The 23,721-nt window shown below is 73.0% G+C and carries 20 protein-coding genes and 1 pseudogene; 11 read left to right on the forward strand and 10 right to left on the reverse strand.

Going from position 1 to position 23,721, the window contains the following annotated elements; genetic code table 11:
• Window positions 1-54: 54 nt before the first annotated feature.
• Entirely contained in the window at window positions 55-789 is a 735-nt protein-coding gene (locus IF23_RS0107160) for a Mut7-C RNAse domain-containing protein (protein ID WP_030281004.1), read from the forward strand.
• Between the two features lie 56 nt (window positions 790-845).
• On the opposite strand, the gene IF23_RS0107165 is transcribed toward IF23_RS0107160, so the two are convergent.
• The 3 genes from IF23_RS0107165 to IF23_RS0107175 form a co-directional block, all read right to left on the reverse strand.
• Entirely contained in the window at window positions 846-1,301 is a 456-nt protein-coding gene (locus IF23_RS0107165) for a cyclic nucleotide-binding domain-containing protein (protein ID WP_030281006.1), read from the reverse strand.
• A 173-nt stretch (window positions 1,302-1,474) separates the two neighbouring features.
• Window positions 1,475-2,668, reverse strand: coding sequence for an MFS transporter (locus tag IF23_RS0107170; RefSeq protein WP_030281008.1), 1,194 nt, complete (start codon window positions 2,666-2,668; stop codon window positions 1,475-1,477).
• Window positions 2,669-2,727: 59 nt separating this feature from the next.
• Window positions 2,728-3,231 (reverse strand): hypothetical protein, encoded by a 504-nt coding sequence (locus IF23_RS0107175; protein ID WP_030281009.1) that lies wholly within the window; start codon window positions 3,229-3,231, stop codon window positions 2,728-2,730.
• A 209-nt stretch (window positions 3,232-3,440) separates the two neighbouring features.
• On the opposite strand from IF23_RS0107175, the gene IF23_RS0107180 reads away from it, so the two are divergent.
• Window positions 3,441-4,277: an N-acetylmuramoyl-L-alanine amidase gene (locus tag IF23_RS0107180; RefSeq protein ID WP_245654917.1), complete on the forward strand. Its 837-nt coding sequence runs from the start codon at window positions 3,441-3,443 to the stop codon at window positions 4,275-4,277.
• 13 nt (window positions 4,278-4,290) lie between these two features.
• Here IF23_RS0107180 and IF23_RS0107185 read toward each other — a convergent pair whose 3' ends face one another.
• Window positions 4,291-5,403 (reverse strand): LCP family protein, encoded by a 1,113-nt coding sequence (locus IF23_RS0107185; RefSeq protein ID WP_030281013.1) that lies wholly within the window; start codon window positions 5,401-5,403, stop codon window positions 4,291-4,293.
• Window positions 5,404-6,291: 888 nt separating this feature from the next.
• Here IF23_RS0107185 and IF23_RS0107190 point away from each other — a divergent pair.
• Together IF23_RS0107190 and IF23_RS0107195 are read left to right on the forward strand one after the other, a co-directional pair.
• Window positions 6,292-7,695, forward strand: coding sequence for a family 2B encapsulin nanocompartment shell protein (locus IF23_RS0107190; protein ID WP_030281014.1), 1,404 nt, complete (start codon window positions 6,292-6,294; stop codon window positions 7,693-7,695).
• A gap of 42 nt (window positions 7,696-7,737) precedes the next feature.
• Entirely contained in the window at window positions 7,738-9,987 is a 2,250-nt protein-coding gene (locus IF23_RS0107195) for a family 2 encapsulin nanocompartment cargo protein terpene cyclase (RefSeq protein ID WP_030281016.1), read from the forward strand.
• Here IF23_RS0107195 and IF23_RS0107200 read toward each other — a convergent pair.
• From IF23_RS0107200 to IF23_RS0107220, 5 genes are all read right to left on the reverse strand, one after another.
• Window positions 9,977-10,120: a hypothetical protein gene (locus tag IF23_RS0107200; protein WP_245654918.1), complete on the reverse strand. Its 144-nt coding sequence runs from the start codon at window positions 10,118-10,120 to the stop codon at window positions 9,977-9,979. The genes IF23_RS0107195 and IF23_RS0107200 overlap by 11 nt on opposite strands.
• Window positions 10,121-10,370: 250 nt before the next feature.
• Window positions 10,371-11,276, reverse strand: coding sequence for a nitroreductase/quinone reductase family protein (locus IF23_RS0107205; RefSeq protein ID WP_030281020.1), 906 nt, complete (start codon window positions 11,274-11,276; stop codon window positions 10,371-10,373).
• 459 nt (window positions 11,277-11,735) lie between these two features.
• Complete coding sequence (locus IF23_RS0107210; protein WP_030281021.1) at window positions 11,736-12,614, reverse strand: SAM-dependent methyltransferase; 879 nt, start codon at window positions 12,612-12,614, stop codon at window positions 11,736-11,738.
• Window positions 12,615-12,742: 128 nt separating this feature from the next.
• The gene (locus IF23_RS0107215; RefSeq protein WP_030281022.1) at window positions 12,743-14,095 is read right to left on the reverse strand and encodes a protoporphyrinogen/coproporphyrinogen oxidase; all 1,353 of its coding nucleotides are present in this window, start codon (window positions 14,093-14,095) and stop codon (window positions 12,743-12,745) included.
• Entirely contained in the window at window positions 14,092-15,069 is a 978-nt protein-coding gene (locus IF23_RS0107220) for a UbiA family prenyltransferase (RefSeq protein WP_030281024.1), read from the reverse strand. The genes IF23_RS0107215 and IF23_RS0107220 overlap by 4 nt, the downstream gene beginning before the upstream one ends.
• A gap of 506 nt (window positions 15,070-15,575) precedes the next feature.
• On the opposite strand from IF23_RS0107220, the gene IF23_RS0107225 reads away from it, so the two are divergent.
• The 7 genes and pseudogenes from IF23_RS0107225 to IF23_RS0107255 all read left to right on the forward strand — a co-directional run.
• On the forward strand, window positions 15,576-16,106 hold the full coding sequence (locus IF23_RS0107225; protein ID WP_030281025.1) for an EF-hand domain-containing protein: 531 nt from the start codon (window positions 15,576-15,578) through the stop codon (window positions 16,104-16,106).
• 83 nt (window positions 16,107-16,189) lie between these two features.
• Window positions 16,190-16,624, forward strand: coding sequence for a hypothetical protein (locus tag IF23_RS33415; protein WP_051739346.1), 435 nt, complete (start codon window positions 16,190-16,192; stop codon window positions 16,622-16,624).
• A gap of 24 nt (window positions 16,625-16,648) precedes the next feature.
• A complete protein-coding gene (locus tag IF23_RS0107235) occupies window positions 16,649-17,179 on the forward strand; it encodes an EF-hand domain-containing protein (protein WP_030281028.1) in 531 nt (176 codons plus the stop codon).
• A 92-nt stretch (window positions 17,180-17,271) separates the two neighbouring features.
• Window positions 17,272-18,471: a DegT/DnrJ/EryC1/StrS family aminotransferase gene (locus IF23_RS0107240; protein ID WP_037677607.1), complete on the forward strand. Its 1,200-nt coding sequence runs from the start codon at window positions 17,272-17,274 to the stop codon at window positions 18,469-18,471.
• Window positions 18,468-19,592, forward strand: coding sequence for a DegT/DnrJ/EryC1/StrS family aminotransferase (locus IF23_RS0107245; protein WP_030281031.1), 1,125 nt, complete (start codon window positions 18,468-18,470; stop codon window positions 19,590-19,592). The genes IF23_RS0107240 and IF23_RS0107245 overlap by 4 nt, the downstream gene beginning before the upstream one ends.
• On the forward strand, window positions 19,589-20,413 hold the full coding sequence (locus IF23_RS0107250; protein WP_051739348.1) for a methyltransferase domain-containing protein: 825 nt from the start codon (window positions 19,589-19,591) through the stop codon (window positions 20,411-20,413). Before IF23_RS0107245 ends, IF23_RS0107250 begins: the two co-directional genes overlap by 4 nt.
• Window positions 20,414-20,472: 59 nt before the next feature.
• Window positions 20,473-21,585, forward strand: a pseudogene (locus IF23_RS0107255) (AMP-binding protein); the annotation flags it as partial.
• 413 nt (window positions 21,586-21,998) lie between these two features.
• Here IF23_RS0107255 and IF23_RS32460 read toward each other — a convergent pair.
• On the reverse strand, window positions 21,999-23,258 hold the full coding sequence (locus IF23_RS32460) for a nucleotide sugar dehydrogenase (RefSeq protein WP_078653836.1): 1,260 nt from the start codon (window positions 23,256-23,258) through the stop codon (window positions 21,999-22,001).
• Between the last annotated feature and the right edge of the window lie 463 nt (window positions 23,259-23,721).

Raw genomic sequence — 23,721 nt, forward strand, 5'->3', positions numbered from 1 at the left:
CCACCAGGGGAAATTCCCTGGCAGGCGGGGTGCGGCCGGTGCCATGCTGGAGGGGTGAACGGACCCGAGATCTCCCTCAGCTTCGCGCCCGCGCTCCACCTCTTCCTCCCGGCGGGACGCTCCGGCGACCACACCCGCGCGGTCACCGACGGCGCCGCCTCGCTCGGCCATGTCGTCGAATCGCTGGGGGTGCCGCTCACCGAGGTGGGGGAGTTGCAGGTGGACGGCGAGCCGGTCGCCCCGGCGCATGTGCCGCACGCCGGGGAGAGCGTCACGGTGGGTGCCGTCGCCCGCCCGCAGACCGTCCCCGGCGCCCCGCTCCGCTTCCTGCTCGACGTCCACCTCGGCACCCTGGCCCGCCGGATGCGGCTGCTGGGCATCGACGCCGCGTACACCGCGAAGGACCCGGGCGACGCGGCGCTGGCGGCCCGGTCGGCGGCCGAGCGGCGGGTCCTGCTCACCCGCGACCGCGGTCTGCTCCACCGCCGCGAACTGTGGGCCGGTGCCTATGTCTACAGCGACCGCCCCGACGACCAACTCACCGACATCCTCGGCCGGTTCGTGCCCGAGGCCGCGCCCTGGACCCGCTGCACCGCCTGCAACGGCCCGCTCACCGACGCCGGGAAGGACACCGTCGTCGAACGGCTCCACCACGGCACCCGCCGCACCTACGGCATCTTCGCCCGCTGCACGGAGTGCGACCGCGTCTACTGGCGCGGCGCCCACCACGCCCGCCTCCAGGCCCTCGTCGAGCGGGCACAGGGCACCCTCGCGGCCGCCCGGAGCTGAGCCGGACGGCCACGGTCGGCGGGGCGTCTCCCCGGTCCGGGAGGCGTCCCCGGCGGTCAGGTGGTGACCGCGTGCGGGACCGCGTACTGGTCGATCAGCTTCGTCCGGGTCGCCTCCAGCCGGTGCGCCAGGACCTGGGTGATGGTGCTGACCAGCGTCAGCCCCAGCGCCGGATCGGCGTCGCAGAGCGCGCGGACGCTGCGGGCGTCGAACTCATGGGCGCGCACCGGGCTGAACGCCTCGGCGCCGAAGTCCCACTCGTGCGGCGGGAACAGCCAGGACCAGCCCAGCAGATCCCCGGGGCCGAGGGTGGCCACCGTGACCCGGCGGCGGCCCGGGACACGCAGGTCGAGCGTCACCGATCCCGAGCGCAACACCCAGAACCGGTCCGCGCGGCCCCGCTCCTCGAAGATCCGGGTGTCCTGCTCGAACGACACCTCGCGCGCCAGCGTCATCAGCCGGTCACGGTACGCGGTCGGAAGCGCGGTCAGCAGCCGCGTCGCGGTGGTCATCTCCGGTGCCCTCCTCGCCGTAGGCGGGTGCCCGCCCCCGCAGCGGCGCGGGCGTTACGGCCGTTCTCCTTCCATTGGAACCGCGCCGGGCGTCCGCGGCACCCTGGGAGGGAGGGACGACCGCCACGGAGCGGGCCGCCCCGGGGGCGCGGCGGTACCTCCGCGCCCCGCCCTCACCCCTCGCTCGGCGGTCGCCGCAGCACATACACCCCCACCAGCACCGCGACGACGATCACGCACCCGGCGAACGTCAGCCCCGCGCCGCGCAGCCCCAGGGGAAGGGTGAGCGCCCCGACGCCCACCACCGGCAGCGAGATGCCCACGTACGCGGCGAGGAAGAACGCCGAGATGGTGCCGCCCCGGTGGGTGGGCGGAGCCGCCGCGCCCACCGCCGTCAGCCCGGCGCGGAACGCGAGCCCCTGCCCGAACCCGCCGCACAGCGCCCCGGCCACCAGCAGCGGCAGCGACCGCACCGCCAGCGACGCGCCCACCAGCAGCAACCCGGCGACGAGCACCAGGCACCCGCCGGGCAGCGCCCGCCGCACCCCCAGCCGACCGGACAGCGCCTGCCCGGTCGTCGAGCCGAGGAAGACTGTGAAGACCACCGCGCCCGAGACCGCGAGGTTGTGCACGCCCAGCGTCTGGCCGACGAAGCTCGGCGCCACCGCCGTGAACAGCCCCAGCAGCGAGAACCCGGCGAACGCCGCGACCGCCGACGGCACGAACACGCCCCGCACCTCCGGCGGCGGCACCAACCGCCGGGGGCGCGGCGGCGACGGCCGCCCCGGCTCCGCCACCGTCTCCGGCAGCACCCGGATCACCAGCACCGCCGCCACCGCCAGCAACACCAGATGGACCAGGAACGGCAGCTTCAGCGGCCACGGCGCGTACTGCGCCAGCACCCCGGCCAGCAGCGGACCGCAGCCGAGCCCGCCCATGTTCGCCGCCGTCGCCGCGAACCCGGCCCACGCCTCACCGCCGGGCCGCGCCAGCTCCAGCACCGCCGCCGTCGCCGCCCCGCTGAACAGCCCCGCCGCGAACCCGGACAGCACCCGCCCCAGCAACAGCAGCGGCAGCCCACCCTCGTCCACGAAACAGAGCGCGCTCGCCGCCGACAGCCCCAGCGCCACCAGCAGCACCGGCCGCCGCCCCACCTCGTCCGAGACGTTCCCGGCGAGCAGCAGCACCGCGATCACCCCCAGCGCGTACGCCGCGAAGATCACGGTCACCATCAGCTGCGACAGGCCCAGCTCCTGCCGGTAGAGCCCGTACAGCGGGGTCGGCAGGGTGGTGCCCGCCATACCGATGGCGAACACCACGGCCGCCACGAGGGGCCCGGGACGTCGGTCCGTACGTCTGATGATCATGGCGGCCACAGTAGGAGGCCCGCCGGGCACCGTCGACCCTCCGCCCGGCGGGCCCCGCCTCAGTGGGCCAGCTGGTCGTACAGCGCCAGCGGCGTCACATACCCCGGCCACCGCCCGTCGTCGAAGAGATGCACCCCGCCGTCCTGGTAGCACTGGTCGACGAGCTGGGAGCAGATCATGTGGCCCGTCGCCGCCACATAGCGGCGCAGCCCCGGCACCGGCAGCTTCAGCCGGTGCGTGGCGATGGCCAGATAGTCGAGGAAGCTGTACGGCACGCCCTCGTACACCGAGGACGCCGTGCAGATCCGGTCGCGGTCCGCGTCGGTCAGACCGGGCGGGCAGACGTACACCACGTCGGAGCCCGCGTACGAGTCGAGGGAGGCGATCCGCGCCCCGCCAGGTTCGGCCTCGATCAGCCGGTCGCCGGGCAGGACCAGGAACGCGTGCTGGTAGTCGGCGAAGCCGTTGCCGTTCAGCCACTGGCCGAACCGGATCAACCGGCCCACGGTGCCGGATATTTGGGTCAGACCTATGTCGCCGGGTTGCGGACTGGCTTGAATCATCTGCGGCTCCGGGAGACGCGAAGAGGAATGCCACCGGTACCCCCGGCTGATACCCGCCCCCGGCACTGACGGACCGTCATCGAAGGTGACGGAAACGGAAAAAGGGAGTGCGCGGGCGCACCCGAACGGCCCCCGCCCGCTTGCGCACCCCGCCCGCACCCCCATGACCTGCGGATGCGCCCCCGCAAGCGCCGCCCTACGCTCTCGCCATGGCCATCGACCGGCGCACCCTGCTACGGGGCACGGGCCGGGCCGCGGCGCTGGGCGCCGCCGGATCCGCACTCGCGGCCGGCGGCTGCGCGGGCCCGGCCGGCGCCCCCACCGCCCCCACCCGCCCCGGTGCCCGACGCCTCGCCGTCCCGCGACCCCCGATCGTCCCGCGCACCGCCTGGCAGACCGGCGCACAGGCGCCCCGGGACCCGGCCGCGCCGGGCGCCGGAGCCGTCAAGGCGGTCTTCCTCCACCACACGGGCAACGCCAACGACTACACCCGCGCCGACGTCCCCGACCTGATCCGCGCCGTCCACGACGCCCATGTCACGGACCGGCACTGGGACGACATCGGCTACAACTTCCTCGTCGACCGCACCGGCACCCTCTACGAGGGCCGCACCGGAAGCATCGCCGGACCCGAAGTCGGCGCCCACACCGAGGGGTTCAACCTCGACACCGTCGGCATCGCCGCCATCGGACACTTCGGCGACGGCACCGACGTCCCCGCACCGCTGCTGAACGCCGTGGCCCGGCTCGCCGCCTGGAAACTCGGCCTCTACGGCGTCCCGGCCGACGGCCACGCCGTGCTGTACTCCTCGAACGACGGCAGCCGCTTCCCCGCGGGCACCCGCTGCGTCTTCGCCACGATCTCCGGCCACCGGGACGGCTGCCTCACCCACTGCCCCGGCTCCGCCCTCTACGCCCGCCTGCCGCAGATCCGCGCCCGCGCCCTGCGGCTGCAACGCCGCGGCGCCTCGGCCGCCTCCGCCCGCGCCGGGGCGCCGGTCGCCGCCCGCCGGGAGGAGGGCTCCGGCCCGCCCGGACGGCGCTGACACACCGCCCCGCTCAGGACTGCGCCACCACCGGGGAGGCGCCCTTGTCGCCCACCGAGTCGCGTACCGCGGACGCCGGTATCGGCCGGTCGTCCCGGAGCGCCTGCCACACCTTCGCGGACGCCGCGGGCAGCGCCACCACCCGGTCCGGGTTCTGCGGGTCGTAGGTGACCGGCATCGTCACCATCTTCATGTGCTGCGGGCCGATGCCCTTCAGCTCCTGCGCCAGGCCCAGCAGCTTGCCGGTGGAGGCGAGCCGGGTGTCGGCGCGCACGGTCCGCATCGCGGTGTCCGCCAGCGCGTACAGCTTCGCCGGGTTGCTCAGCCCGACATCGTCGATCCGGTGCGTGAGCGCCTTGACGAACGCCTGCTGCAACTGGATCCGCCCCAGGTCGCTGCCGTCCCCGACGCCGTGCCGGGTACGGACCAGGCTCAGCGCCTGCTCACCCTTGAGGGTGTGCTTCCCGGCCGGGAGGTCGAGCTTGCTGTGGACGTCCTTCACCGCCTGCTTGGTGGTGATGTCCACGCCGCCCAACTCGTCGATCATCTTCTTGAAGCCGGTGAAGTCGACCTCCAGATAGTGGTCCATCCGCACCCCGGACAGCGCCTCGACCGTCTTCACCGTGCACCCCGGGCCGCCCACCTGGTACGACTCGTTGAACATCACCTGGTGCGCGGCGGGCGCCGCGCCGCCGCCCGGCTTCGGGCACGCGGGCCGGTCCACCATCGTGTCGCGCGGAATGCTCACCACGCTCGCCGTGCGGTGGTCCTTGTCGACATGCAGCACCATCGTGGTGTCCGACCGGGCGCCGCCGATGTTCTTCCCGTACTCGCCGCCCGTACCGGCCCGCGAGTCGGAGCCCAGCAGCAGGATGTTCATGGCGCCGTCCTCGGAGGCGCCGGGCCGGTCCTTGCCGAGCGCCGCGTCGATGTCGACGCCCTGGAGATTGCCGTTCAGATGCGACCAGAGGTACGCGGTCCCGGCGCCGCCCACGGCCACCACACCCAGCGCGGTCCACGCGGCGATCCGCAGCCCCCTGCGGCGCCGCCGCGGCGGCCGGGGCCCGGCCCCGTCCGCCGGGATGTCCGCCGGATACGGCCCGTTGTTCCCGCTGTCCTGCGGCATCTGCACTCCGTCCTCCGCCCGCCCGGGCACGGCTGCGCCCGGCGTGCGTTGTCGATGGCCCGGGCGTCCGGCCGCGGTCGGCCCGCGCCGCACCGGCCGGGGGCCCGCACGGGCCCGGCGCCCTGGCGTGCGGGGGTGCCGTCCGGCGCTCCGCCCGCCCCGCCGACGCGCTCCGTGCGCGGGTCGGCGGCCCGGGGGACGAACCAGGTCCGCGCCCGGGACCCGACCATCCTGGGCGGACGCCGCCCCACGGGCAACGACGTCCCGTACTACCCCGCCGCGTAGACACCCCGCCCCGCACCCGGGAAACCGCCGCACCCATGAGGCCCACGGCGCCGCCACGTCCACTACCCGGCGTCGTACGTGACGGACGACCTATGGCCGGGGTCACAGCGCCGCCCGGAGCCCCACATCCGTAAACATGGGCGATGCACCTTTTGTCCCCGGCGAGGGAAAGGGGCCCGCACGCCCACACATCACGGCGGAGCCACACACTCCGCCCGCTTCCCGCCGCCTCCAAGACGCGAGAACAAGCCAGAAAGGGAAGGCGCGGGCGCGGCGGGAGACGCCTCGTACTCCCCGGTCGGCGAGAGCGGTAAGGAGACGGCCTCGGGTGAGGGGTGAGAACTCGCCACCCGAGGTGTGTCTCACGTTTCGTGGACGGCGTGTCACTCGTACGGGCGTACCCGGTCGGCGGGGCACCGGAATCGGCTTTTGCCTCCGCGGCACGGCCTTAGTGTGATCAACGGATTCCCCGAGCGGCCCGGCCACCGTCCGCCCGACCGGCCCGGGACCACCACCCCCACCCAACTCCCGCCCTCCGGCGCCGGGTTGCCGCATGCCCGGCGACCGCGCGGACCGGGCGTCCACCACGATGAGGAGCGCCGGATGACGATCCCCGCCGGTACCGACGAAACCCGCGCCGCACAGCAGAGCCTGGGCACCGCCGCCGCGCGGAACCTCGCCAGCACCACCAAGTCCGCCCCCCAGATGCAGGGCATCACCTCCCGCTGGCTGCTGAAGATGCTCCCCTGGGTCGAGACGAAGGGCGGCGCCTACCGCGTCAACCGCCGCCTGACCTACACCGTCGGCGACGGCCGTATCGACTTCGACCAGACCGGCTCCCGCGTCGCCGTCATCCCCCGGGAACTGGGCGAACTCGCCCCGCTGCGCGGCTTCGGCGACACCGGCGTCCTCACCGCCCTCGCCGACCGCTTCGCCCAGCGCGAGGTCACCGCCGGTGAGGTCCTCGCCGAGCAGGGCAACCCCGTCGACCAGGTCTTCCTGCTCGCCCACGGCCGCATCGCCCGCACCGCCGACGGCCGCTACGGACAGGCCGCCGGCCTCGGCGTCCTCGCCGACGGCGACCACTTCGGCGCCCAGGGCCTCACCGACCCCGACGCCGTCTGGGAGTACACCGCCAGGGCCGAGACCGCCGGTACCGTCCTCGTCCTCGCCCGCCGCGACTTCGCCGCCCTCCTGGACACCGCGCCCGCGCTCCGCGGCCACCTGGCGGAGTTCGCCGCCCTGCCGCAGCAGGCCCAGAACAAGCACGGCGAGGCGGAGATCGCCCTCGCCGCCGGACACACCGGCGAGCCCACCCTCCCCACCACCTTCGCCGACTACGAACTCCGGCCCCGCGAGTACGAACTGAGCGTCGCCCAGACCGTGCTGCGCGTCCACACCCGCGTCGCCGACCTCTACAACGAGCCGATGGACCAGACCGAGCACCAGCTCCGGCTCACCATCGAGGCGCTGCGCGAGCGCCAGGAACACGAACTGGTCAACAACCCCGAGTTCGGTCTGCTGCACAACGCCGACTACCGCCAGCGCCTCCAGACCCACTCCGGCCCGCCCACCCCGGACGACCTCGACGAACTGATCAGCCGCCGCCGGGGGACGAAGTTCCTCCTCGCCCACCCCCGCACCATCGCCGCCATCGGCCGCGAGATGAACTCCCGCGGGCTCTACCCCGACCACGTCGACCTCAACGGCCAGCAGGCCCCCGCCTGGCGCGGCGTCCCGATCCTGCCCTGCAACAAGATCCCCGTCACCAAGGAGCGCACCAGCTCGATCCTGGCGCTCCGTACCGGCGAGGACAACCAGGGCGTCGTCGGGCTCCACCAGACCGGACTGCCCGACGAGTACGAGCCCGGGCTCTCCGTCCGCTTCATGGGCATCAACGAGCAGGCGATCATCTCCTACCTGGTCTCCACCTACTACTCCGCCGCCGTACTGGTCCCGGACGCCCTCGGCGTGCTGGAGAACGTCGAGATCGGCCGCCGGGACTGACCGGGCGCCGAGGCGGACACGACGACACGAGGTGAGGCGCAGATGACACAGCCCTTCGTACTTCCGGAGTTCTACGAGCCGTATCCCGCGCGGCTCAACCCGCACCTGGAGGCGGTCCGCGACCACTCCAAGGCGTGGGCCCGCGAGATGGAGATGATCGAAGGGTCGGGCATCTGGGACGAGCGGGACTTCGACGCCCACGACTACGCCCTGCTCTGCGCCTACACCCACCCCGACGCGGCGGCCGCGGAGCTGGCCACCGTCACCGACTGGTACGTCTGGGTCTTCTTCTTCGACGACCACTTCCTGGAGAGCTTCAAACGCGGCCAGGACATGGCGGGTGCCAAGACCTACCTCGACCGGCTGCCCGCCTTCATGCCGGTGGACCCGGCGGGCCCGCCGCCCGAACCGGTCAACGCCGTGGAGAAGGGCCTCGCTGACCTGTGGCGGCGGACCGTCCCGGCGATGTCCCGCGACTGGCGCCGCCGCTTCGCGGAGTACACCCAGCATCTCCTGGAGGAGTCGCTGTGGGAGCTGGCCAACATCAGCACCGGCCACATCGCCAACCCCGTCGAGTACATCGAGATGCGCCGCAAGGTCGGCGGCGCCCCCTGGTCCGCCGGGCTCGTCGAGTACGCGGCGGGCGCCGAGATCCCCGCGGCGGTCGCCGCCACCCGTCCGCTGCGGGTCCTCAAGGACACCTTCTCCGACGCCGTCCACCTGCGGAACGACCTCTTCTCGTACCAGCGGGAGATCGAGGAGGAGGGCGAACTCTCCAACGGCGTCCTGGTCTTCGAAACGTTCCTCGGCTGCACCACCCAGCAGGCCGCCGACGCCGTCAACGACCTCCTCACCTCCCGCCTCCACCAGTTCGAACACACCGCGCTCACCGAGGTGCCCGTCCTCTGCGCCGAACACGGTCTGTCCCCCGCCGCCTGCGCCGACATCGCCGCGTACGTCAAGGGGCTCCAGGACTGGCAGTCCGGCGGCCACGAGTGGCATCTGCGCTCCAGCCGCTACATGAACGCCGCCGCGGACAGGACGCCGCACGCCCTCCCGCCCGTCCTCGGCGGACCCACCGGCCTCGGCACCTCCGCCGCCCGCATCGCCACCTCCCTCGCGGCCACCCTCCCGGCCCGCGTCCGGCGACACACCCATGTGCCGTTCCGCACCGTCGGAAAGGTGCAGCTGCCGGAGGTGTACCTGCCGTACACCACCCGGCTCTCCCCGCATCTGTCCGGCTCCCGGGAACGGATCGTCGGCTGGGCGCGCCGGATGGGCATGCTGGAACAGCCGCCCGAGCTGCCCGGCGGCGGCGCCGCGCCGCCCGTCATCTGGGACGAGCACAAGCTCCGCGCCTTCGACTTCGCCCTCTGCTCCGCCGGTATCCACCCGGATGCCACCCCCGAGGGCCTCGACCTCACCACCGGCTGGCTGACCTGGGGCACCTACGGCGACGACTACTACCCGGTGGTCTTCGGCCGCAGCCGCGACACGGTCGGCGCCCGCGCCTGCACCGACCGGCTGGCCGCCTTCATGCCCGTCGAGTCCGGCGCGCGGCTCCCCGAACCGCGGAACGCGCTGGAGCGCGGACTGGCCGATCTGTGGCGACGCACCGCCGCCCCCATGACGCCCGCCGCCCGCCCCACCTTCCGCCGCACCGTCGAGGACATGACCGGAAGCTGGCTGTGGGAGCTCGACAATCACGGGGCGAACCGCGTCCCGGACCCGGTCGACTACATCGAGATGCGCCGCCGGACCTTCGGCGCCGACCTCACCATGAGCCTCTCCCGGCTCGGCCACGGCCGCACCGTCCCGCCCGAGATCTACCGCACCCGCCCCGTCCAGGCGATGGAGAACGCCGCCGCGGACTACGCGGGACTCCTCAACGACCTGTTCTCGTACCAGAAGGAGATCCAGTTCGAGGGCGAGGTGCACAACGCCGTCCTCGTCGTGGAGAACTTCTTCGACTGCGGAACGCGGCAGGCGCTGGAGATCGTCAACGATCTGATGACCTCCCGGATGCGGGAGTTCGAGCACCTGCTCGCCGTCGAGCTGCCCGCGCTCTTCGACGAGTTCGGGCTCGACGCGGCGGCCCGTGCCACGCTCACCGGCTACGCGGAGGAGCTGAAGCACTGGCTCGCCGGGATACTGATCTGGCACGAGGGCTGCCGCCGCTACGACGAGGCGGAGCTGCGCCGCCCGGTCGCCGCCCACGGCCGACGCCTCGGCGGACCCACGGGGCTGGGCACTGCGGCGACCCGCCTGCGGCCCCCGGGCGTTACGGCGTGAGCGGCGCGGACGCCGGGCGCTCCGAACGGGAGGCGTCCGGCGTCCGGGCAACCGCGGCCGACCAGGCCGCGAGCAGCTGCTCGTACTCGGCCTGCTCCTCGGGCCCCAGTGACCGCCCGGCCCGTGCCGTCATGAACGCCCTTATGGCGGCGTTCACCTCGGTCAGGGACCGGGCGTGAAACGCCCCAGGTGCAGAAGTTGAGCACATGATGTGCATGATATGTGCAGATGCGCCAGCTGCCCAGCGATTTCGCGTCGCCTGCTTGAAGAACCGACGTACCCTCCGCCACCCCCGACCAGTCCACAGCGCCCGGCAATGACCGGAAACCGGCGCCCACCGCACACAGCGGCCCGGGCGCGGCCACCCCTTCCCGCCGGGCCCGTCACCCTCGTCCACCGGGCGCGGGCGGCCACGGCACCTCCGTGAGCAGCGGCACGACCGTCTCCTCCTCGTACGCGAGATGCGCCAGCAACTCCGCCGACATCCGCCGCAGTTCGCCACGGAACCGCTCCGGCTCGGCCACCCCGACCCCGGTCAGCAGCGCCGCCAGCCGCTCCTGGATCCCGGCGATCACCCGGTGCTCCTTGCCCAGCCGCGCGAACACCTCCGCCAGCTCCGGATGGTGGACGGCCATGACCGGGAGGACATGGCCGTCCTCACCGTCGTGGTGGAACCGCAGCGTCTGACAGAACGCCAGGCACCGCTGCCGGATCTGCAACCCGAGACCCGGCACCAGCGCCCCCGGCTGCGCCTCCCGCGCCGCGAAATGCGCCTCGGTCTCCGCCGCCACCTGCCGCAGCTGCCCGCGCAGCCAGGCGTGCACCTCAAGGATCTTGTCGGCCAGCGTGCGGACCTCCCGCGGCCCCGCCCACCCCTCGGGCTCCGCCGTCGCCAGCTCCACCACCGGCAACTCCCGCGCGGTGGCCGCCTGATAAGCGCCGTACCCGGGCGCCACCCGCACCACCTCCCGGAACAGCTCCGCCCGCCGCGCCCCCTCGGCGGGCACCGCCAGCGCCTCGAACGCCCCGGTGCCGACCTCCACGCGGACGACCGGACGGGCGAGCAGATTGTGGTACCAGGCCGGATGGTGCGGCGCACCGAGGTTCGAGGCGACGACCAGGAGCGCACCGCCGTGCCGGACGTAGCCCAGCGGCGTCGTCCGGGGCAGCCCCGAGCGGGCGCCGGTGGTGGTCAACAACAGCAGATCGGCACCCTCGAAGGGGCCACCGACGCGTCCGCCGTGGGCGCGGAACTCCTCGATGACGGAGCGCTGGAAGGACGAGGACATACGGATACGACTCCGGGTGTACGGGCGGCTTCGGCGCCGCGGTGACGGAGACCGGCGACCCGGGGGAAACACGGGACGGACCGGCCGGGGCGCGGCGCGGCGGCACGGGCACGGCCCGCACGGCCGCGTCGCGGCAGGGAAGGAGAACGGCTCGACGCGACGGCCGCACGGGGGCGCCATGGACAACGGCGCCGACCGGCGGCGGAACTACGTCACGGACAGGGCGTGGTGTACATGCTCACGGCAGGCCCCTCACGATCGGGGTGCACGCCCGGTCACCGGCCGGCCCACTGCTCTGTGGCCGGTGCCACGCGCCACCGGGCCTCATTAACGGGCAGACACCCGCCCCCTGTCAACGCGACCGCCCTCGCGCCGACCCCGCCACCACGCCGACCGGCGCCGCCGCACAGGGCGACGACGCCGGTCGGAACGGGCCCGGCCCACCGGCCGGGGCGCGGGTCAGCGCACCCGCTCGCACCCGATCACCAGATAGTCCATGCTGCCCTCGCGGTAGCCCTCCAGGAACGGCTTCTCCACACCGGTCCGCCGCTCCGAGTGGTCCCGCAGCTCCCAGTAGGGGATGGCCTCGGCGGTGTGCCGCCCGACGTGGAACGGCACCAGCCCGTTGGCCGCCATCGCGTCGAAATACGTACCGCGCCGGTGCATCCGGCTCACATAGTGCTCGTCGATCCGGCGGGAGGCGTCCGAGCGGTCCGCGACCGTCTCGTTACGGCACCAGGTGACGCAGACGTACCGGCCACCCGGCCGCAGCAGCCGCGCGAACTCCGCGAAGAGATCGTGCAGATCGACGTACATCGTCGTCTCGTTGCTCACGATGAAGTCGAATGACCCGTCCGTGAACGGCGTCTGGAGCATGTTCGCGAAGTGGAACCGCACCCGGTCGTCCCAGCCGCGCTCCTTGGCGATGCGCTCCGCGAAGGCGATGTGGTGGGCGCAGAAGTTCACGCCGTCCATCCGGCAGCCGAACCGCTCGGCGACCATGAACGAGGTGCCGCCGCGGCCCGATCCGGCGTCCATCCCGCGGGCCCCGGCCGGGATGTCGCCGAGCGCGTCGAGGATCAGCTCCGTCTCGGCGTTCTCCATACGGTGCATCTCCCGCAGGATCAGCGCCTCCCGCCGCTCGGGCGGCGCCGCGAGCACGGCCGGGTCGTAGGCGCCGATGCCGTAGTGGTGGTGGTACAGCCCGTCTTCGGCGCCGAGGAGGAGATTGATGTCGTCGGTGGTCTTGGTGTCCCAGTACCCCTGGAGCTGCTGCTCGTAGGCGTTGCGGACGACCGGGTTGTCTTCGCCGATGTTCTCTTCGACGGTGCTGGTCATGAGGGTCCTTTGCAGGGTGGTGACGAGGGTGTCCGGCGTGGCGGTGCCGTACGGCGGACGGTGAGGTCGCGGCCCGGTGGGGTGCGCCGTCCGCCCGCCCCGGGCCGGAGCGGCGGGCGCACGGCGGGTCAGCGGGAGCGGCCCGGCAGGGACGGCGCCGTGCGCGGCAGCCGCGACAGGACACGCGCCGCCGCCAACTCCGCGGAGCGCACCGCGCCCTCACTGCTGGGGCGGAGCATCAGCCAGTCGCCGGCGTACTCGACGGGCGCGGCGTCGCGGGCGAGGAAGGCGTCGCGGTGCGCCAGCGCCCGCGGGGTGGCCTCCGGGATGCCGTGCGGCCAGCGGTGGACGAACGTACGGAGGGTGGCCGCGCGCAGCTCCGGCAGATAGCGGGCGGCGGCGTCCCCGACCCGGGCCAGGATCTCGCCCTCCGGCGCGTCGACCAGCTCCCGGGCCGCCTCGGGCCCCGCCATCAGCGACACCAGACCCCGGCCCTCCGGGGCCCGGCCGCAGCCCTTGTTGTGCTCCAGCATCAGACCGGACAGATCCGGCTCCGCCGCCGCGGGCAGCAGCACGGCGTACGCCGACTCACCGCCGCGCGGCGCCAGCGGCCGGTCGAGCGTGTAACTGACCTTCAGCCGCGGGACGTAGCCGCAGGCGGCGAGGTACGGCACCGCCGCCTCGGGCGCGTTGACGTGCAGCCGCAGCGCCACCGGGGCGGGGACGCAGAGCAGCACCGCCCGGGCGGTGAGCGTGCCGGTGTCCGTGACGACCCGGGCGTGACCCGCGGCCGTGAGCACCTCGCGGACGGCGCAGCCGGTGGTGACGTCCACCGTGCGCGCCAGATGGCGGGCGAGGGTGTCCATACCGTCGGTGTAGCTGCGCCAGCGGGCGGTGGAGCCGCAGGCCAGCATGTTGGTGACGAAGGGGGCGGCGGCCGAGCGGGCGGTGTCCCAGCCGAAGAAGCAACCGGCGATCGGCTGGAACAGGAAGTCGTGCAGCTCGGGGCGGTAGCCGCGGGCGTACTCCGCCAGCGTCAGGGTGCCCAGCGGGGTGCGCTCGGGCAGATCCGGATCGTAGGCGGCCCGGCGGCGGCCCTCCGTCGCCATGAAACGGGCGAGCGAGGCGCGGCCGCGGAGCGAGAGCCCGCCGCCGCTGAGCAGGGCGCGCGGGGCGCCGACATGGCCGTGCACCCGGCCGTCGCGCCAGGTGGCGACGGGGTGCGGGATCCGCGTCGTCTCCGCCGGGCCCAGCCCCGTACGGCGGATGAGCCGCCAGGTCGCGTCGTATCCGGCGACGGACAGCACCTCGGCGCCGGTGTCCATGACATAGCCGTCCGCCCGGTGGGTGCGCATCCGCCCGCCGACGGAGTCGGCCGCCTCCAGCACGGTGACCGAACGGCCCGCCCGCCGCAGCGTGTCCGCGGCCGCCAGCCCCGATATCCCCGCACCGACGACCACCACGTCGTGGGCGGTGCTCACACCCCACCGCCGGTCGCCGCGGCGAGCAGCACATTGGTGACGACCAGCGCCACGACCGAGACCCGGTGGGTGTACGTGCCGAGCTTGCGGGCCGTCAGGATCCGGCCGCGGACCACGCCCGTCACGAACTGGATGACGCGCAGCGCGACGACCGGGAGCATCGCCAGCGGGAACCACCACGGGGCCTGCCCGGTGAGGGTCGCCGCCGCGATCAGCACGCTCTCCACGGCGGAGACCGCGCCGATGAAGACCTTGTTGCCCCGCTCGGTGGTCAGCACGGCCACCGTCGGACGGCCCACCGCGGCGTCACCGGCCCGGTCGTTGGTGTTGGAGTAGACGCCGAACAGCAGCGGCCCCAGACCGAACAGCGTGCCCTGGACCAGCGCGAAACCGGTGACCTCCCCGGCGAGCAGCCCGTACGGCGCCACCACCAGGCCGAGGCCCAGGGCGACCATGAAGATCTCCTGCCAGCCGTGGTAGCTGAGCTTCACGCCGTAGGAGTACTGCACCGAGGTGACCAGGCAGAGCGCTGCGGTCGCCACCGCCCACCAGGGGGCGTGCGGGGCGACGGCGACGGCCGCGCCCCACAGCAGCACACACCCGGCGGCCGTGGCCCAGCCGAAGCGGATGGCCTCCCGCTCGGTGAGCGTCCCGGCCAGCAGGGGCTTGCGGCGGATCTTGCGCAGCGGTGCGTCGGGGCCGTAGTTGGCCGCGTCGCTGCCGTCGCGCAACCCGGTCACATCGTCGAACGTGGTCATCGCGGCGACGAGGCAGAGCATGCCGAGGCCGAAGAGGGCGAGCACCGCCAGGGTGGTGGAGTCCGCGCGCAGCGGCGCGGCCAGCAGACTCCAGGCGACGGCGAGGCTGAGGTAGTAGTCGAAAATGTCGAGCTTGGCCAGTCTGCAATAGGCAGCGAATTTCCCCGAGGAGACGGGTGGCGCAATCGCTACGGCGCCATGGGAATCGTGGGTCACAGAACTCTCCGTGGTCACGGCAGACCTCGAAATCGGCCTGCCGAATATCAATCGGGAGTGACGGTATGAGACGCCCCGAACCCACTGAGGGGCCAGTTGTGCATGTTCATCAGATCAGGTGATCGTTTTCAAGGCGCGGCTTCGAACGGGCTGCGCTGCCCGGATGGCCGACCGGTGCGTCAGGAGATTCCCTGCCACCAGCTCAGAACGTTTCTCCAACCCATCTGCCCAGGAATGTGCCGGTGGCGGGAATCGGGCGCCGATGTCACTCGTACGGATCGTCCTTGCTCCATCCGGTGCATACGTCGGCCGGGCTGGGACATTCTTGGATTGCACGAAGCGCCGTGAGAGCGGTGGGTTTCCCAGAGGGGTCGTGCATATCCACGACTCCGTTCCTTGCGTCCGTCACGTCTGCGGCGCAAGTGGTCCGCGTCATTCTTCCGCGGCCGCATTTCCGACGTCCTTCGTCGCGCATTTCGCCCGTCATTCATTCCTCAAGGAGTGTCATGTCCAACAAGGACCTGCAGCAGTCACGCCTCCAGCAGCGCTTCGCCCTGTACGACACGGACAACGACGGCCAGATCAGCCGCGCGGACCTGGAGAAGGAGGCGCAGCGCATCGTCGAGGCGTTCGGTGAGCCGACCGACTCGCCCCGCGCCCAGCTGCTGCTGCACGCCTACCCGCTGCTCTTCGACTACCTCAGCGAGAAGGTCGGCGCCGGTGACACGCTGACGAAGGACCAGTTCCTCCAGGTCGCCGAGGAGCAGGTGCTCGCCGACGGCCCCGCCGGGTTCGCGCGCGTCCTGCAGCCCAGCATCCACGCCATGGTGCACCTCGCCGACACCGACGGCGACGGCCAGATCAGCCCGCCCGAGTTCGAGAAGTGGCTGAAGGCGATCAACGCCGAAACCGACGCCGGCGCCGCCTTCCAGGCCGTCGACGCCAACGGCGACGGTCAGCTCTCCGTCCAGGAGATCGTCCACGCGGTCGGCCGCTACCACGCCGGTGAGCTGGACGCCCCGCTGCTCGGCGCCTGACCCTGGTGTTTCCAGCCCGCGGTGCGGTCCGGTCCTTCCGGCCCGCACTGCGCGTGGGCCGGACCGGCCCACGGACGGCACGGATGCGGGCGGCGCTGGTCCTGTCGGCCCTGGCCCAGGGCGTTCCGGGCGGGTGGGCGCTCTTCCTGCCCCACAGCTTCTTCCGGAACTTCCCGCTGCCGGGCCGCCGCTGGGTCGCCGTGTTCGCCCCGTACAACGAGCACCTGGTACGGGACTTCGGCTCGCTCGTGGTGGCGCTGGCGGCGGTGCTGCTCTGCGCCGCCCGCGCGCCGCGGCCGCCCCTCGTCCGGGCCGCCGCACTGGCACAGCTCGTCTTCTCCGTGCCGCACCTTCTTTTCCATCTGCACCATCTGGCGATGTTCTCGCCCGCCGACGTCGTCGCCCAGCTGATCACGCTGGTGCTGCCCGTCGTCGTCGCGCTCTACCTCCTGTGGGCCGCGGCCCGCGGCGGGGGCGGCCCCGGCACCGCCGTACGCGCCCCCGCGACCTACCCATGACCCTCTCTTGAGTAAGGAACCCTCATGACCACCGACATCCAGGCGGAGCGACTCCAGCGCCGGTTCGAGCTGTGGGACCGGGACGGCGACGGCCGGATCGACCGCAGTGACTGGGACGAGGAGGCCCAGCGCATCCTCCGCGCCTTCGACACCGCCCCGTCCTCCGACCGCGGTGCGGCCGTCCTGACCGCCTACCTCGGCATGTGGGACTACCTCGCCGGTCACGCCGGGATCGAGGAGGGCGGCTCGCTCGGCCTCGACCAGTTCCGTGAGCTGGCCGGCCGTCAGCTCCTCGACCGCGGCCCGCAGGGCTTTGACGAGGTGCTGCGCCCCACCATCAGCTCCATCGTCGGGCTCTGCGACACCGACGGCGACGGCCAGGTCGACCCCAAGGAGTTCCGCTCCTGGATCCGTGCGATCGGCAGCCCCGAGGAGACCGCGGAGACCGCCTTCGCGGCCATCGACGCCGACAGCGACGGCAAGCTGACCGTCGAGGAACTCGTCCAGGCCGTGCACAAGTACCACGCGGGTGAGCTCGACGTCGCCCTGCTGTGATCCGCCCCGGGCCCCGCACCCCCGCCGACGGGTGCGGGGCCCGGCCCTTTCCCGTCACCGGCCCGCCCCGCCGGTACCGACCCCGAGGACCCATGGACCACCACACCGCAACCGGCCGCACCGGGGCCCCGCCCCGCCCGGTGCCCTTCTTCACCCACGCCCGCTCCTTCGAGGAGCGCTGGCCCGCCATCCGCGACCGCCTCACCGAGGTGGCCGACGACGGCAAGTTCTCCCACGGCAGCCAAGTGGGCCGCTTCGAGCAGGCGTTGGCCGCCTGGACCGGCGCCCGCTTCGCCGTCGGCGTCAACAGCGGCACCGACGCCCTCGTCCTCGCCCTGCGCGCCATGGGACTGCGCCCCGGCGACGAGGTCGTCGTCCCCGCCTTCAGCTTCATGGCCACCGCCTCCTCCGTCGCCCTCGCCGGTGGAACGCCCGTCTTCGCCGACATCGACCCCGTCGGCTACGGCCTCGACCCCGCCGCCGCGGACGCCGCCGTCACCGCGCGCACCCGGACGCTGATGCCGGTGCACCTCTTCTGCCAGATGGCGGACATGGGGGGCCTGACCCGGGTCGCCGAACGCCACGGCCTGACCGTCCTGGAGGACAGCGCCGAGGCCATCGGGATGCGCTGGGGCGGCGTCCACGCCGGACTCCTGGGCGCCGGAGGGGTGCTCTCCTTCTTCCCCACCAAGACCCTCGGCGCGCTCGGCGACGCCGGTGCCTTCCTCACCGACGACCCGCAACTCGCCGAGACCGTCGCGGCGTTGCGCCACCACGGACGCCACGGCCGCACCCTCGGCCACTTCCCGGGCATCAACCGCCCCACCGACCTCCTCGGCGTCAACAGCAAGATGGACGACCTCCAGGCCGCCGTCCTCCTCGGCAAACTCCCGGCCCTCGCCGAGGACATCCGCCGCCGCGCCGCCCTCGCCGCCGCCTACACCGAACGGCTCCGCGACGTCCCCGGCGTCCTCCGCCTGCCCACCCTCGTGGCGCACGAGATCCCCACCGAGCCGGTCTTCTACGTCTATCTGATCGAGGTGGAGCGCCGCGACGCGCTCGTCGCCCACCTCGCCGAGCACGGCGTCGGCACCGAGACGTACTACCCCGTCCCGCTCCACCTCCAGCCCTGCTTCGCCCACCTCGGGTACCGCCGGGGGCAGTTCCCGCACGCGGAACGGGCCTGCGAACGGACCGTCGCGCTGCCCCTCTACCCGGACCTGGGCACCGACGACGTCGACCGGGTCTGTGACCTCATCCGCCGCTTCGCCACCGGGAGGGCCGCCCGTTGATCCCCTTCTTCCCGCCGGACCTCTTCGAGCAGGACCGCGAGGTCCTCATCGACCTGGTCCACGAGATCGGCACCACGCCCGACCAGAAGTTCATCCTCGGCACCCGCACCGCCGCATTCGAGGACGCCCTGCGCACCCTGTACGGCGCGGGCGACGCCATCGCCTGCTCCAGCGGCACCTCCGCCCTCACCCTCGTCCTGCGGGCCATGGAGATCGGCCCCGGCGACGAGGTCGTCGTCCCCGCCTACGGCTGTGCCCCGCTCGCCAACACCGTCGCCGGGCTCGGCGCCACCCCGGTCTTCGCCGACATCGACCCCTGGACGATGGTGGCCGACCCCCGGGCGATGGACGACGCGGTCACCGCCCGCACCAAGGCGCTGATGCCCGCCCACATGTTCTCCGTGATGGCCGACATGCCGACGCTGCGCAAGATCGCCGACGACCGCGGGGTCCGCCTCGTCGAGGACTCCGCCGTCGCCCAGGGCGGCGTCCTCGACGGCCGTCCCGCGGGCACCTGGGGCGACGCCGGGGTCTTCTCGTTCGTCCAGGTCAAGACGTTCGGCACGGCGGGGGAGGGCGGCGCGGTGCTCACCGCGGACCCGGCGCTCGGCCGCACCGTACGGGCGCTGCGCAACCACGGTCAGGAAGGCCCGCGCTTCGTCCACCAACGCCTGGGCCTCAACAGCCGCTTCGACGAGATCCTCGCCGCCTTCCAGCTCCACCGGCTGCCCGGACTCGCCGCCCGCCTCGAACGCCGGGCCCGGATCGCCGCGTACTACACCGAGCGGTTCACCCCGCTGCGCGACGCCGGGATCCTGCCGCCGCCGCCCGGCCGCAACGGCCGCTGCTACTACGTCTACTCGCTCCTCGCCGACCGGCGCGACGCCCTCCGTGACCACCTCGCCGAGCACGGCGTGGCCTCGCACGTCTACTACCCGCAGGCGCTGCCCCGGCAGCCCGCCTTCGCCCCGTACGCCCCGGCCGGGCGGAGCTGGCCGCACGCCGAGCGCGCCGCGGCCCGGCAACTCGCGCTGCCCGTATACCCACATCTGACGGACGCGCAGGTCGAGCATGTCGCCGACGCCGTCTGTGCCTTCGCCACGGAAGGGGCCCGCCGATGACGCCCACCCACGACCGCTATGTCTTCGCCACCGCCTTCGCCCGCGAGGAGGAACGTCTGGCCCTGGGGGAGGCGCTCTGGGACCCGGGCACCCGGGAGCGGCTCGCCGCCACCGGCGTCGGGCCCGGCTGGTCCTGTCTGGAGATCGGCGCCGGGCGCGGCTCCGTCGCCGCCTGGCTCGCCGACCGGGTCGGCCCGACCGGCGAGGTGGTCGCCGCCGACCTCGACACCGAGCGACTGAAGTGGCTGACCGGCCACGGGGTGACCGTCCACCGCCACGACGTCGTCGCCGACGACCTCCCCGAGGCGCACTTCGACCTCATCCACGCCCGCCTCGTCCTCCAGCACGTCGGTGACCGGCAGCGGGCCGTGGACCGCCTCCACCGCGCCCTCAAGCCCGGCGGCCACCTCGTCCTGGAGGACACCGACACCGCCTCCCTCTTCAGCCACCCCGCCCAGGACGACTTCCTGAGCGACGTCAAACGCGCCGCCTACGACGTGATGTGCGCCTCCGGCTACCACCCGCGCTGCGGACTGCTCGACGTCCAACTCGCCACCGACGCCGGGTTGGTGGACATCGTCGCGGAAGGGCGCTCCGCGGTGGTGCGCGGCGGCGGGGACGCGGCGCGCTGGTTCGCGCTCTGGCTGGAGCACCTGGCACCCGCGATGCTCGCCCGCGGCGCGGTCACCGAGGAACGCCTCGCCCGCGCCCAGGTGGAGCTGACCGACCCCGCCCACTGCTGGCTCTCCCAGGTGATGGTCACCGTCCACGGACGGCGGCCCGCCTCCGATCCCCTCGGAAAGGTGCGTACGGCACCGTGAAACCTCCCGCCCTCGGCACCCTCTTCGACCTGCTGGCCGACCGCGGCAGCCGCACCGCCGTGCATCTGAGCCGCCCCTTCGACCTGGCGCCGGACGGCCCGACGGAGTACGGCATCGAGCAGATCGCCGACCTGGTGCGGCGGACCGCCGCGCGGCTGGCCGCCTCCGGCGTCCGGGCCGGTGACCGGGTGGCCGTCGTCAAACCCAACCACTGGGACACCGTCCTGCTGGCCTGCGCCGCCTCCCGCCTCGGCGCCGTCCCGGCGCTGCTCTCCCCGCGGCTGCGCGGCGACGCCCTGCGCGACCTGCTGCGACGGCTCGACCCGGCGCTGCTGGTGACCTCGGCCAGCACCCTCACCGCCCGCCCCGGCACCGACCTCACCGCACACGCCGCGCGGACCCTCGTCGTCGGCGGCGTCCCGTACGACGGGCCCGCCGCCGGGGAGATCCTGATGCCCGAGGACGTCGACGGGCACGGCGTCCCGCCGGTGGTCTCGCGGGCGATCGACGACACCGTGGTCATCCACCACACCTCCGGGACGACCGGGCTGCCCAAGCTCGTGGAGCACTCGACCCGGACGATCGTCCACCGCCTCGCCCACTTCGAGTGCAACCGGGTGCCGGTGCTCTCCAGCCGCCGCTCCGACACGGTGGCCACCGCCGACCCGTTCACCCACGGCCGGGCGGTGCCCTGGACGATCAGCGTGCTGCACCTGGAGCCGCGCGCGGTCGTCCTCCTTGCCGACCACGACCCGCGGACGGCGGAACAGACCCTGCTGCGCACCCCGCCCACCACGCTGGAGGCGTCCCCGGCCACCTTCGTCACCTGGCGCGATCTGGCGGCCCGCCGCAGCGCCGCGCTCCAGGACGTCCGGCTCTACGTCTCCACCTTCGACGCCGTCCACCCGCCGACCGTCCGCGGTTTCCTGGCGGCCTCCCGGCACCGGCAGCCGCGCTGGCTCCAGGGCTGGGGCCAGACCGAGACCGGGCCGCTGACGTTCCGGATGCTGACCCGTAAGTCCCTGGAGCACACCGGGGAGCGCCACCCCACCACCCGTGACCTGGGGCGGCCGGTGCCCGGACGGACCCGGCTGCGGGTGGTCGACCCGCAGACGCTGCGCCCGGTGGGCCGGGGCCGGCCCGGGCTGGTGCTGGCGCGGACCAAGGCGCGGTGTGTGGGGTACGTCGGCGAGCGGGACCGCTGGGCGGCGAAGGCCGACGGGCGGTGGTGGAACACCGGTGACATCGGGGTGCTCACCCGCTCCGGCAGCCTGATCCTCACCGACCGGGAGGTGGACACCGTCCCCGGCGCGAGCTGTGTGGAGCTGGAGGATGTGATCGAGGACCGGCTCTCGGAGGTCGTCGAATGCACCGTCCTCGGCGTGCCGGGCCCGGAGTTGCTGCCGGTGCTGGTGACCGCGGACGGCACGCTCGATCCGGAGGCGTGGTCCGTGGCGGTACGCGATCTGCCCGCGATGGCGGAGCCGCTGGTCCGGGAGTGGGACGAGGTCCCGCGCACCGAGACCGGCAAGGTGCGCCGTCTGGAACTGCGCCGTCTGGTCCGGCCGCGGGCCGCGTGGTCGGCTCAGAGCGGTTGGGCGGTGGTGCCGCGGAGCCGGTCCCGGGTGTCGAGCAGCAGCGGTGACCAGCCGGGCAGTTCGTCGACCGGGATCACCCGGTGGTCCTGGAGCAGGATGGTCAGATCCGCCGCGGTCGCGGCCCGGTGCAGATCCGGTTCGGCGGGAACGGCCGTGCCGCCGGGGGACCAGCCGTCGGCGAGCGGATCGTGGTACGTCACCCGGGCCCCCGCCTCGTCCAGCAGCCGGGCGAGCGGCGCGGCGGGCGTGGACCGCAGATCGCGGCTGTCGCGCTTGTACGTCACACCGACGAGCAGGACGCGGGAGCCCGCCAACTCCTTGCCGACGCCGGTCAGGAGCTGCCCGGCGCGGCGGACGACATGGGAGGGCATGGCGGAATTGATCCGCTGGGCCAGCTCGACGAGGGGCAGCGGGGAGCCGATCTCGCGTGCCCAGTGCGTCAGATAGGCCGGGTCGACGGGAATGCAGTGGCCGCCCACGCCGGGACCGGGGCGGAATTCCTGGAATCCGAAGGGCTTGCTTCCGGCGCAGTCGATGACATTGGCGACATCGATTCCCCAGGCGCGGGCGGTCACCGCGATTTCGTTGACCAGGGCGATATTCACGCTGCGGTAGACGTTCTCCAGCAATTTGGACAGCTCCGCCTCCCGCGCGGAACGGGCCCGTACCACGCGGTCGCACAAGCGCCGGAAGAAAGCGAGCGCGGCATCCGTACAGGCGGGGGTGTAACCGCCGACCACGCGCGGGGTGTTCCGGACGCCGAAAGTGCCATTTCCGGGGTCGATGCGCTCCGGTGAGAAGGCGAGGGAGAAATCCGGACCGGCGGTGAGACCGGAGGATTCTTCGAGAATCGCGCGGACCGGTCCGTCCGTGGTGCCGGGAAAGGAGGTGGATTCCAGAATGACGAGTGTGCCCGGCTTCAGATGGGTGCCGAGCGCCCGCGCCGCGTCCTTCACATGGGTGAGATCCGGTCCGCCCGCCTCGTCCAGCGGCGTCGGGACGCAGAGGACGGCGACGGCTGCCTCGGCCAGGACGCCGGGGTCGGTGGTGGCGTGGAAACCGGCGGCGCGCATGGCCGTGACCTCGGCTTCCGTGACGTCCGGCAGCGGTGAGCGGCCGGCTTCCAGCGTCGCCGTCACGGCCGGATTCGTGTCCATCCCGGTGACCCGCATTCCCGCGGCGCACGCCTCGCGCGCCAGCGGGAGCCCCGTGTAACCGAGACCGATCACGGCCAGTCTTTCCACCATCTCTCCTCACGCTGCGATTTCCGTACGGATTGCCGTACGATCCCCCGATTTTCGGCTCAACTTTAAATGAGCGGAATCGCTCGAAGGGGGCAGTGGGAGAGGGTTCACCCAGATTGGTGAAAGTGATCGGTCTCGCTCGCGGTCACTCGTGAATCGGCTGACGATGATCGTCGTCCGGCATGAATGATCGCGCTCTGTCGAATGTGATCAATTGTTTTCCCGAGGGGGAGGGAGAACGTGACCGAGAGGTAGCGTGACGGCTCGTCATGGGGTGACAACACGTTTTCCTTTCCGTCGGATGATTCGGCGTCGGATACGTGCCACCCGCCTTCCTGTCGGATGCCCGCACCGTTCGGATCCCGGCGGCAATTCCGCCGGAAAAGCCGACGGCGGGCCGGGCACACCAGGAGAACGGCGCCCGCCGGAAAAGGGAACGGCCCCCGGTCCGGGGCGCCCGGAACAC

The sequence above is a fragment of the Streptomyces catenulae genome (genome assembly GCF_000718015.1).
Lineage (GTDB): Bacteria > Actinomycetota > Actinomycetes > Streptomycetales > Streptomycetaceae > Streptomyces > Streptomyces catenulae.